Genomic DNA, 11,468 nt, shown 5'->3' on the forward strand with positions numbered 1-11,468 from the left:
GGGAATTTTGCAAAGGTCTCAGGTCGTCTGAAAACGCCCAATCAGGTTTTCAAACGACCTTTTAACCAACTGATGCACTGGTTTCTTTGACTGAAAAACAAAAAACAGCCCGCGTCAATAAACCTAGCATTTTCAATCAAATATGCTGTATTAAATCATAACCTGACCGAAATAGCGTTGCCATATTTTTTCTTTTACCCCACTAAAAGCGAAGTCATACTGAGTGAACCAGCGACAAGGTTGTCGTTGAAAAACGTAATGGCATCATCCGGCTCGCGCAATGCCATGATGCAAAGAAAAGGCAGATAGTGATCCGGCGTCGGCACGGAGAGCATCGCCTTTTCGCCCAGCCGCTCGTAATGAATCAAAGTGTCGTCATCCCGCTCGACAATCGCCTGATTGACCGCTTCGCGGAACGCAAACGCCCAATCATAACCCGCGCCGATTTGATTGATATGCGCCCTACTCATCACGCTCAGATTATGGATAATATTGCCGCTGCCGATAATCAACACACCCTGTTCGCGCAAGGCGGATAATTTTTTCGCCAAATTGAAATGCCATTCCGCAGATTGCGAACGGTTAAGACTGAGCTGAACCACAGGAATATCGGCATCGGGATACAGAAATTTCAACACCGCCCACGCACCGTGATCAAAACCGCGCGTCGGATTCAGCCCGACATTCTCCGGTTGCAATAACGACCGCACCTGCTCCGCCAATTCAGGCGAACCGGGCGCCGGATACTGCACTTGGCTCAGCTCTTCAGGAAATCCGTAGAAATCGTAAATCATTTCAGGATGTTCGCCCGATGTAACCTGCAAACGGCTGCTGTACCAATGCGCCGAAATCATCAAAATCGCCTTGGGTTTGGCAAACTTTTGCGTAATCAGGCTGAGATTTTGGTTGAACGGATTTTCCTTATCCAGCACATTCATCGGACTACCATGCCCGACAAACAATACAGGCATTTTTTTCATCATTGCCTCCTTAAAATATTTGATGAGGCGGATTGTACGGATAAATGATTAAGCAATAAATCTCAATTTACGAACAATATAATTTCCCAATAGGAAATGATAAAATATTTTTTAGCTTTGCTGCAAAGTTAAAAAGAGGTCGTCTGAAAGTTGAGTTTCAGACGACCTTTGTATAATGTGAGCTTTCCTACCATTTTTCTTTGCATCGATGAATGAATACTCTCTCTACGATGTATAGTGGATTAACTTTAAATCAGGACAAGGCGAGGAAACGCCGTACTGGTTTAAAGTTAATCCACTATAAATTATGTAAACACTGTGTTGATGGTTTATCATAGCTACTAAGCCTGCATCTAGCAATCATAAATATCGCAATATGTATAGAATCAAGAACCAATAAGAGACAAAAATGAACAAACAACAACTTGCTGCCAAAATCTGGCAGTCGGCAAATAAAATGCGTTCCAAAATCGAAGCGAACGAATACAAAGATTACATTTTAGGCTTTATCTTCTACAAATTTTTGTCCGACAAACTGGAGAAATTTGTCCTTGAACAAGGATTGGAAAAATCAGATTTTGCCGAGCAGCTTACCGAATCGGGTGAGTTGGTTGATTATATTAAAGAAAATCTCGGCTATTTCATCAGCTACGAACATCTGTTTTCAACTTGGTTGGATCAAGGCTCGGATTTCAATATTGCCCACGTTCGCACGGCAATGAGCGCTTTCAGTCGCAATATTGCAGAAAACTACACCGCTGTTTTTGACGGCATTTTCAAAACCTTGGAATCGGGCTTGAGCAAATTGGGCGATACTGCCGCCAGCCAAACTAATGCGGTGAAAGACCTTTTCGTGCTGATTGCCGATATTCCCATGGACGGCAAACAGGGCTATGACGTATTGGGATTTATCTACGAATATCTCATCGGTATGTTTGCCGCCAACGCAGGCAAAAAAGCGGGTGAATTCTATACGCCGCACGAAGTATCTTTGCTGATGTCTGAAATCATTGCCGATCATCTGAAAGACCGTGAAGAAATCAGCATCTACGACCCGACCAGCGGTTCGGGTTCATTGCTGATTAATATCGGCCATAGCGTTGCCAAACATCTTAAAAGTGCCGACAGCATCAAATATTACGCGCAGGAATTAAAAGAAAACACCTTCAACCTCACGCGCATGAATCTGGTGATGCGCGGCATTTTGCCGAGTAATATTTTCACCCGCAATGCCGACACCCTGGAAGACGACTGGCCGCTGGAAGGCGAGCCGCTTTATCTGGATGCTGTGGTGTCCAATCCGCCTTATTCCCAACCGTGGAATCCGAAAGACAAAGAAAACGACGTACGCTACAAACGCTTTGGCATCGCCCCGCAAGCAAAAGCCGATTTTGCCTTTTTGTTGCACGACCTATTCCACTTAAAACCCAACGGTATCATGACCATCGTCTTGCCACATGGTGTGCTTTTTCGGGGCGGCGAAGAAGAAAAAATCCGCAAAAACCTGATTGAATACAATCATATCGATGCCATTATCGGGCTACCTGCCAATATCTTTTTCGGCACCGGCATTCCCACCATCATTATCGTTTTACGCCAAGAGCGCGAGCATAACAACGTGCTGATGATTGACGCCTCCAAGCATTTCATCAAAGTAGGCAAAAACAACCATTTGCAGGCAAGCGACATCAAACGCATTGTCGATTGCGTGACCCATCGCCAAGAATTGCCTAAATTCTCCCGCATTGTGCCGAAAGCCGAAATTGTGGCAAACGGCTACAACCTCAACATTCCGCGCTATGTCGATTCTGCCGAGCCGGTGGAACAATGGGATATTTTCGCCACTATGCACGGCGGCATTCCCAAAGCCGAGCTGGCACAATTTGCAGACTATTGGGCAGCCTTTGACGGCTTGCAGGCTGATTTGTTTACCGATAACGGCACACCTTATGTGCAACCGAAAACCGACAATCTCAAAGCCGCCATGCAAAGCCACGCCAGCGTGCTGAATTACCAAGCGCAATTTGTAGAAAACTTTGCCGATTTCGCCGCCAGCTTGGAAACCCTGCTGATTGAACCGATGGAAACACTCAACATCTCCCAAACCCAGCAGCAACTTGCCGAACTCATTCGGAAAAAAGTGCAGGCAATGCCCTTATTAGATTTTTACACCGCCTATCAAAAACTCGATGACCTATGGCGTGCCGATGTGGCGGGCATTGCTGCCGATTTGGAGATGATTCAAACCGAAGGCAAACAGGCAATCAAGCAGGTTGATCCTTTTATGGTGCTGAAAAAAGACAACAAAACCAAAAAAGAAGCCGAAGTACAAGATGGCTGGGTAGGGCATATTCTGCCGTTTGAATTGGTGCAAGCCGTTAAATTGCCGCAGGAATTGGCAAACCTAAAAGCCAAAGAAAGCCGCTTGGCAGAAATCGTCGCCGAGATGCAAAGCATTTTGGAAAACCTGAGCGAAGAAGAAAAAGTCTGCCCAGCCGTCAATGAAGAAGGCGACGGCTTTATCAATGCTGAAATTTCAAAAGCCTTGCAACAAGAATTAGAAGCCGATGGCGTAGCGATTGCCAAAAAAGCCGACTTAACCAAAGCCATCAACAAACACATTTTTGACGAAGAAAGCCTGGGCGCAAAATTGCAGGCTGCCTATAAGCTGCTTGCCGAAGAAAAAACGCTCAAGACAGAACTCAAGACCCTATCCGCTAAACTTCATAGCGACACCAAAGCCGCCATTGAAGCCCTGGATGATACCGAAGCCCTCGATTTGCTCCGCCAAAAATGGTTTGTTCCGCTCAATACGGCGATGTGCAGGCTGCCTGAAAACATGCTGGCGCAATTCAGCCAAAAACTGACCGCACTTTGCGACAAATATGCCGACACCTATCAGCATATCAGCGAGCGTAAACAAGAAAGCGCCGCCGCACTGGCACAAATGATGGACGAACTCACCGGCGGCGAGTTTGATTTGCAGGGCATTGCTGCGTGGCAGGCGATTTTGAAAGGCTAAGGGGACGAGATGAATAAGCAACAAGAGCCACGTTTGCGGTTTAAGGGTTTTGCAGGGGCGTGGGAGATTGAAAAGATTGGCAATTTAATGAATGTTACATCAGTAAAAAGAATTCACCAATCTGATTGGACAAGTGAGGGGATTAGATTTTTAAGAGCTAGGGATATTGTTGCGTTCAGTAAAGGTGAAAAAATAGAAGAACCATTGTTTATTTCAGAAAAGAAATATAAAGAATATTCTGAGCTGTCTGGAAAAGTAAAAATTGGTGATTTGCTTGTTACTGGTGTCGGGACAATTGGTGTTCCTTATTTAATTGAAAATGAAGAACCAATTTATTTTAAAGATGGTAATGTTATTTGGTTTCAAAATAAAAATACAGTTAATGGATTGTTTTTCTACTATTCTTTCTTAGATGATTTTATTCAAGGCTTTATTATTGAAACAGCAGGTATTGGAACAGTAGGAACATATACTATTGATACAGGTAAAAAAACTCCTATTTTTCTTCCCCCAACCAAACCAGAACAAACCGCTATTGGCAATTTTTTCCGTCGCTTAGACAGCCAAATCGCCGAGAGCCGTGCGGTGTTGGAAAAAAGCCGTCAGCTTAAAAAGGCAATGCTGGTAAAAATGTTCCCCGCAAACGGTGAAAAAATACCGAAAATCCGCTTTAAAGGGTTTGAGGGGGAGTGGGAATGTAGGAAGTTGGGGGAGGTTGCTAGTTCTTATTCAGGAGGAACCCCTAGCGTTGGAAATTCTAAATTTTATGGTGGTAATATTCCTTTTATTCGTTCAGGTGAAATTCATAGCTCAAAAACTGAACTGTTTTTAACTCAAGAAGGTTTAGAAAACTCATCTGCAAAATTAGTAAAGCAAGGTGACATTCTATATGCGTTGTATGGTGCAACAAGTGGAGAAGTTGAACGAAGTAAAATTAATGGTGCAATCAATCAAGCAATTTTAGCTATCATTCCAAATGAAAATTACGATGCAGAATTCATTTCACAATGGCTTAAAAATAATAAAGAAAATATTGTTAATTTATATCTTCAAGGTGGCCAAGGGAATTTATCAGGTGAAATTGTAAAAAAAATTGAAATATCATTCCCAACAAAAAAAGAACAAAACGCCATTGGTTTGTTCTTCCGCCAACTGGACGAAACCATTGCCTTACAGTCGGCAGAAATCGAAAAATTAAACCGACTTAAAAAAGGGCTGTTGGCGGCGATGTTGATGTAGAACAGCGTTCCTGTCTATGATTGAGGTCGTCTGAAAAAGGGAGCGAGTCCCTTACGGAGAAAAAGAATGTTTAATTTTAATAAAGAAGCTGATTTTGAAAACGCACTGATTGCCTTGCTGGCCACCAAAAGCTGGGAAAAGGAAGTGTTGCGCCACCCCACCGAAGAAGATTTGATTGCCAACTGGCAGGCGCATTTGAATAAAACTAATCAGCACATCGACAAGCTCGATGTGCCGTTGATTCGCTCGGAAATGAACCAGATTTTGGAGCAGGTGCAGGCACTCAAAACACCTTATGCGCTAAACGGCTTTATCAACGGCAAAACGGTGGCCATTAAGCGTGAAAATGAGGAAAGCCGTCATTTCGGCAAGGAAGTATCGCTGGATATTTTCGACCGTGAGGAAATTTCTGCCGGCAAAAGCCGCTATCAAATTGCCCAACAGCCCCACTTCACCCCCCGTTCGGATTTATACCCCAAGCAGCGCGGCGATTTGATGCTGTTAATCAACGGGATGCCGATGTTCCATATTGAGCTGAAACGCTCAGGCGTGCCCATTAGCCAAGCGACCAACCAAATTGAGCGATACCATAAGGCGGGGGCGTTTTCGGGCATTTTTAGCCTGGTGCAGGTGTTTGTGGCGATGACGCCGGAAGAGTGCCGCTATTTTGCCAATACCGGCGGTCCATTAAATCCGGCGTTTTACTTCCGTTGGGCAGATTTCAATAATGTGTATATGAACGATTGGGATAAGGTGGCAACGCATTTCCTCTCAATTCCGATGGCGCACCAATTTATCGGCGATTACACCATTGCCGATGCGAAAGACGAGCAGCTGAAAGTGTTGCGCAGCTATCAGTATTATGCGGTTAACAAAATTGCCGACACGGTGGCAAAAACAGATTGGACGGCGGGCAATCAGCGCGGCGGCTATATTTGGCATACCACCGGCTCGGGAAAAACGATGTCGAGTTTTAAATCGGCGCAGTTAATCAGCCGACGCAAAGATGCGGATAAGGTGATTTTCTTGCTTGACCGTATTGAGTTGGGCAAGCAATCGCTGGAGGAATATCAGAATTTTGCCGACAGTAAAGATGATGTGCAGGCAACGGAAAACACCGCCATTTTGCTCGCCAAGCTGAAAAGCAAACAAGACCGCGACCGCTTAATCGTTACCTCCATTCAAAAAATGAATAATATCAAGGCAGAAGAAGGGGTAAATGAGGCTGACATCGAGCAAATCAGCGGCAAGCATTTGGTGTTTATTATTGATGAAGCCCACCGCACTACTTTTGGCGACATGTTGCTCACCATTAAGCACACCTTCCCCAATGCACTTTTCTTCGGCTTTACCGGCACGCCGATTGAAGAAGAAAACGCAAAGAAAAACTCAACCACTGCCACGGTTTTCGGCAATGAGTTGCACCGCTATTCCATCGCAGACGGCATTCGTGATGAAAATGTGCTGGGCTTCCACCCCTTCCATATCCGCACCTTCCAAGACAGCGATTTGCGCCGAGCCGTTGCTTTACAGGAGGCAAAAGCAGCAGATGAAAGCGAGGTATTTGCTGATGAGGCGAAAAAGACAATCTACAACCGCTTTATGAACGATGTGCCGATGGCGGGCAAGTATGATAAGAACGGCAAATATCAAAAAGGCATTGAGGATTATGTGCCCAATGTTCAATATCAAACGCCGGCACATGTTAATGCGGTGATTAAAGACATGCTGGAAAATTGGCAGCGGCTCAGCCAAGGAAAAAAATATCATGCCATTTTTGCCACCAGCTCCATTTCTGAAGCGGTCACTTATTACCGCCTGATTAAAGCCAAAAATTCCGGGCTGAAGCTGACCGCTCTTTTCGATCCGAATATCCCCAATGATGAACAGGATGATAGTGACAAAGAAGAATGGATTGCCGAAATTTTAGCTGATTACAACGCCCAGTTCGGTACGAGTTTCGGCTATGCCTCTTACGCCAAATTTAAAACGGACTTGTCAGACAGGTTGTCGCATATCAATGCATATAAGAGGATCAAGCCCGACGAGCAGCTGGATTTGTTGATTGTGGTCGATCAAATGCTGACAGGCTTCGACAGTAAATGGATCAATACGCTCTATTTGGACAAGATTCTGGACTACGCCAACTTGATTCAGGCGTTTTCCCGCACCAATCGCTTATGCGACAAAACCGATAAGCCTTTTGGTTTAATCCGCTATTACCGCAAGCCGCACACGATGCAACAAAACATTGAGCGTGCCGTAAAACTTTATTCGGGCGACCGTCCAATGGGTTTGTTTGTGGATAATTTGGATAAGATTATCAACAAAATGAATGTCTGCTTTGCCGAGATTGCCGATATTTTCAAACGTGCGGGAGTGGCAGATTTTGCAACCAATCCTGATGATGCAACTGCTTGCGCGAAGTTTGTCAAATTATTCAATCAGCTCAACGATCACTTGCAGGCTGCCCGGCTGCTCGGCTTTGTTTGGGAAAAATTAAGCTATAACGTGGTGCAGGAAGACGACAGCGTGATCACTGCCACACTCAATTTCGATCAAGAGACCTACGATAAACTGCTGGCACGTTATAAAGATTTATTTAAAGAAGAACCTGGTGGCGGCGGTGGAGGTAGCGACGAAGTGCCATTTGATTTGCGCTCGCATATCAATGAGATTGAAACCGACAGAATAGATCAGGAATATATGAATGACCGCTTTACAAAATGGCTCAAAAACATTGGCAGCATGGAAGAAGCGGCGGCACTTGAAGAATTGCATCATTCTTTTGCCACACTTTCCAAGGAAGACCAAAAATTTGCCGAGCTGTTTTTACACGATGTGCAATCAGGTGATATTGAGCTTGACCCGAGTTTGGCATTGAGCGACTACATCGCCGATTACAAACAAAAAGATGCCAACGATAAAGTAGAGAAAGTTATCCAAAATTTAAGCTTGGACGGCGATTTACTCCGCGCAATGCTGGCAAGGAAATACACCCGAGAGAATTTGGATTTGGGTAGACTAAACAGCTTAAAAGCAACGGTCGACAGAGAAAAAGCAAAAGTTTATTTCAATGAAGAGCGCATGATTTTTTTGAATAAACGGATTGATGAGTTTTTGAGGGAATTTATTACAGGTTAGTCATTGGGTAAGATTTTTTTGAGCATTTCAAAACCTCGGTCGTCTGAAATTTGACGCCACCCCGTCCAAGTGTTATTAATAATTCCTATTTACAAACAAACAGGAATAAACATGAAAAAAGTTGGTAACAAAGTAGTCGTTGTGGGCTTGGGCGCGGTCGGTGTCAGCTATGCCTATTCCATGCTCAACCAAGCCTTGTGCGACGACATGGTTTTAATCGACATCAACCGCACGCGCGCGGAAGGCGAAGCGCGCGACTTCCGCCACGGAATGCCTTATGCCGCCTCGCCCGCGCGTATTTACGTCGGCGATTACGATGATTGTTCGGATGCGGATATCGTGTGTATTTGCGCGGGCGCGGCGCAGGCTCCCGGCGAAACCCGTTTGGACTTAATCGACAAAAACCTGCGCATCTTCCGCGACATCGTTTCTAAAGTCATGGCTTCAGGCTTTGACGGCATCTTCTTAGTTGCCTCCAATCCTGTGGACGTACTATCTTATGCCGTCCTGCGCTTTTCAGGCCTGCCCAAAGAGCGCGTTATCGGCTCGGGCACCATCCTTGACTCCGCCCGTTTCCGCGTTTGTCTGGGCAACGAGTTCGACGTCGCACCTTGGAGCGTCGATGCCATGATGATCGGCGAACACGGCGACAGCATCATTGCACTTTGGAGTACTGCCAACATCGCGGGTATGTCGGTTCAGAAGATGTTGGAACAATCAGAAGACGGGCAGGCGCGTATGGACAAAATCTATAACACCGTGCGCAATGCCGCCTACGAAGTCATCGCCGCCAAAGGTTCGACCAGCCACGGCATCGGCATGGGTTTGAGCCGCATCTCCAACGCCATCCTGCACAATCAAGGCGTCGTGCTTCCTGTTTCCACCTTGCTTGAAGGCGAGTTCGGACAAAACGGCGTGTATATCGGCGTACCGACCGTCGTCAACCGCCAAGGCGCGGTCCGCATCATCAACCTGCAACTTTCAGACGACGAAGCCGAACGCTTCGCCCGCTCGGCGGATCTGTTGAAAAGCTATCAACGCAAAGTCGATGAAATGGTCGGGTAAAGAGAATCGCCTCTAAGTAAAACGTCGTCTGAAAACTGGAAATTTGGTTTTCAGACGACGTCTTCCGTTCACAAACCTAAGTCCTATTTTTCTGCTTTCAACACCCGCTGACGGCGCGTTTCGCTCAATACCATACCCGCGCTGACGGAGACGTTCATGCTTTCGACCGTGCCGAACATGGGTATCGACACCAGCATGTCGCAATGTTCGCGCGTCAGGCGGCGCATGCCTTCGCCTTCGTTGCCCATCACCCATGCCGCGCTGTCGGGCAGGTCGCAGTGATAGAGGTCGGCGTCGCCGCCCATGTCGGTGCCGATGATCCAGATGCCGTATTCTTTCAGCTCGCGCAGGGTGCGGGCGAGGTTGGTTACGGTGATGTAGGGGACGGTTTCCGCTGCGCCGCAGGCGACTTTGCTGACGGTGGCGTTCAGCCCTGCGCTTTTGTCTTTCGGGGCGATGACGGCGTGTACGCCCATTGCGTCGGCGGTACGCAGGCACGCGCCGAGGTTGTGCGGGTCGGTGATGCCGTCGAGTATCAGCAATAGCGGTGGTTCGCTCAGGTTTTCCAATACGTCTTCGAGGTGGACGTGGTTTTTGGAAGCGTTGATAAATCCGACCACGCCCTGATGCCGCGCGCCTTTGCTGATGGCGTTGAGGCGGTCGGCGTCGGCGAAATGTACGCGCACGTTTTCGTTTGCCGCCTTCTCCAACACGTCGCGCGTGCGGGCATCGTTTTTGCCTTCTTGGACGTAGAGTTCGGTAATCGATTTCGGGTTCTGCCACAGACGGGCGTTGACGGCGTGGAAGCCGTAGATGAGTCTTTGGTTTGCCATGATTTTGCTTTATAAAAAATTTCAGACGACATTATAACAAGATAAGGTCGTCTGAAAGCAGGTGTAACCGGTTTCACTCAAATGCAGCCGCCTAGCGCATCAAATACCCCAACAACCCCGAACTGCCCACGCCGATCAACACGGTAACCAACATGGAAAACCTGCTTGCGGCAAGCACGGTCAGCGCAATGGCAATCAGCTCGTGCGGCTTATCGGATACGAAATAAGGCGCGATGACGGAAATCAACACGCAACCCGGCGCGGCTTCCATCACGATTTGTGCGCGGTGGCTTAAGGTGCGGTTGCGTAAAGCGAAAAAACCAATAAGGCGGGTGGAATACGTTACCGCCAGCATACTGGCAAACAGCAGGAACGACTGCCAAGAGAGCAAATCCTTCATTCCTTCTCACCCCAAAGATAGGCGGCAAGCAGGCCGGAAATCGCACCCATCGGCACATACCAATGCCCGTCCACCGACAAATAAGTCCCGCACGCCACAATCAGGCTGACGAACCAAGGGCGTGCCGCCTTAAAGCTTTTCCACATACCGCGCAGCAGCACCAAAAACACGGCGGGAAACGCCATGCCGAAACCCCATGCCGCGACATCGCCGAACATCGGCCCGACCGCCGCGCCAAACGCCGCAAAGCCGATCCAAGTGGTATACAGGATAAAGCACACTCCCGCGTAATAGGGCATATTGAACGCCGGCAGCCCCATCGCCTTGCGCTTTTGGATTTCCGCAAACGCCAGCGCCCAGCTTTCGTCGCACATAAAAAACAGCGCGGGCATGGCTTTTTTCAGCGGCATATCCCGCATATAAGGCGCGATTGCCGCCCCCATCAAAATATGGCGCGAATTAATCATGAAGGTAACGGTAGCGATGATCAGTATCGGCAGCGGGTTTGCCCACAAGTTGACCGCTGCAAATTCCGAGCCGCCGGCAAAGTTCATGCCCGTCATCATCAGCATTTCCAGCCAACTCATCCCTTTCTGTCCACCTTGTACGCCGAGTATCAGCGCCCACGGCAAAAGCCCGATAAGCATGGGCGAACATTCTTTGATGCCGCGTAAAAATTCGGATTGCGGGGAATTTGGGTGTGTCATTTTGTTGAGAAATTTAAATAGAGTGTGAAGATGAAAAATGAGGGAAGGTATAGTGGATTAAATTTAAATCAGGACAAG

General features: G+C 47.2%; 8 protein-coding genes. 4 read left to right on the top strand and 4 right to left on the bottom strand.

What is annotated here, in order from left to right:
* Positions 1-194 precede the first annotated feature (194 nt).
* Entirely contained in the window at positions 195-980 is a 786-nt protein-coding gene (ygiD, locus tag HMPREF3050_RS02855) for a 4,5-DOPA-extradiol-dioxygenase (protein ID WP_049227307.1), read from the bottom strand.
* 409 nt (positions 981-1,389) lie between these two features.
* Here ygiD and HMPREF3050_RS02860 point away from each other — a divergent pair, with 409 nt between their 5' ends.
* From HMPREF3050_RS02860 to HMPREF3050_RS02875, 4 genes are all read left to right on the top strand, one after another.
* Positions 1,390-4,002 (top strand): type I restriction-modification system subunit M, encoded by a 2,613-nt coding sequence (locus tag HMPREF3050_RS02860; protein ID WP_070773375.1) that lies wholly within the window; start codon positions 1,390-1,392, stop codon positions 4,000-4,002.
* Positions 4,003-4,011: 9 nt separating this feature from the next.
* Positions 4,012-5,241, top strand: a complete 1,230-nt coding sequence (locus HMPREF3050_RS02865) for a restriction endonuclease subunit S (RefSeq protein WP_070773376.1) — start codon at positions 4,012-4,014, stop codon at positions 5,239-5,241.
* A gap of 66 nt (positions 5,242-5,307) precedes the next feature.
* Entirely contained in the window at positions 5,308-8,385 is a 3,078-nt protein-coding gene (locus HMPREF3050_RS02870; protein WP_070773377.1) for a type I restriction endonuclease subunit R, read from the top strand.
* Between the two features lie 111 nt (positions 8,386-8,496).
* Entirely contained in the window at positions 8,497-9,450 is a 954-nt protein-coding gene (locus HMPREF3050_RS02875; RefSeq protein WP_070773378.1) for an L-lactate dehydrogenase, read from the top strand.
* 83 nt (positions 9,451-9,533) lie between these two features.
* Here HMPREF3050_RS02875 and rlmB read toward each other — a convergent pair whose 3' ends face one another.
* The 3 genes from rlmB to HMPREF3050_RS02890 form a co-directional block, all read right to left on the bottom strand.
* Positions 9,534-10,283 carry a 23S rRNA (guanosine(2251)-2'-O)-methyltransferase RlmB gene (gene rlmB / locus HMPREF3050_RS02880; protein WP_070773379.1) on the bottom strand — a complete coding sequence of 250 codons (750 nt, stop codon included), beginning with the start codon at positions 10,281-10,283 and terminating at the stop codon, positions 9,534-9,536.
* Between the two features lie 91 nt (positions 10,284-10,374).
* Positions 10,375-10,683 carry an AzlD family protein gene (locus HMPREF3050_RS02885; protein ID WP_049226456.1) on the bottom strand — a complete coding sequence of 103 codons (309 nt, stop codon included), beginning with the start codon at positions 10,681-10,683 and terminating at the stop codon, positions 10,375-10,377.
* A complete protein-coding gene (locus tag HMPREF3050_RS02890; protein ID WP_049226455.1) occupies positions 10,680-11,390 on the bottom strand; it encodes an AzlC family ABC transporter permease in 711 nt (236 codons plus the stop codon). Before HMPREF3050_RS02890 ends, HMPREF3050_RS02885 begins: the two co-directional genes overlap by 4 nt.
* Positions 11,391-11,468 lie beyond the last annotated feature (78 nt).

The organism is Neisseria sp. HMSC065D04 (genome assembly GCF_001815675.1).
Lineage (GTDB): Bacteria > Pseudomonadota > Gammaproteobacteria > Burkholderiales > Neisseriaceae > Neisseria.

Excerpts from the sequence above, each read along its gene's own strand:
- HMPREF3050_RS02865 (WP_070773376.1), top strand. The coding sequence starts at position 4,012 with ATGAATAAGCAACAAGAGCCACGTTTGCGGTTTAAGGGTTTTGCAGGG.
- HMPREF3050_RS02860 (WP_070773375.1), top strand. The coding sequence starts at position 1,390 with ATGAACAAACAACAACTTGCTGCCAAAATCTGGCAGTCGGCAAATAAA.
- HMPREF3050_RS02875 (WP_070773378.1), top strand. The coding sequence starts at position 8,497 with ATGAAAAAAGTTGGTAACAAAGTAGTCGTTGTGGGCTTGGGCGCGGTC.
- HMPREF3050_RS02890 (WP_049226455.1), bottom strand. The coding sequence starts at position 11,390 with ATGACACACCCAAATTCCCCGCAATCCGAATTTTTACGCGGCATCAAA.
- ygiD (WP_049227307.1), bottom strand. The coding sequence starts at position 980 with ATGAAAAAAATGCCTGTATTGTTTGTCGGGCATGGTAGTCCGATGAAT.
- HMPREF3050_RS02885 (WP_049226456.1), bottom strand. The coding sequence starts at position 10,683 with ATGAAGGATTTGCTCTCTTGGCAGTCGTTCCTGCTGTTTGCCAGTATG.
- HMPREF3050_RS02870 (WP_070773377.1), top strand. The coding sequence starts at position 5,308 with ATGTTTAATTTTAATAAAGAAGCTGATTTTGAAAACGCACTGATTGCC.
- rlmB (WP_070773379.1), bottom strand. The coding sequence starts at position 10,283 with ATGGCAAACCAAAGACTCATCTACGGCTTCCACGCCGTCAACGCCCGT.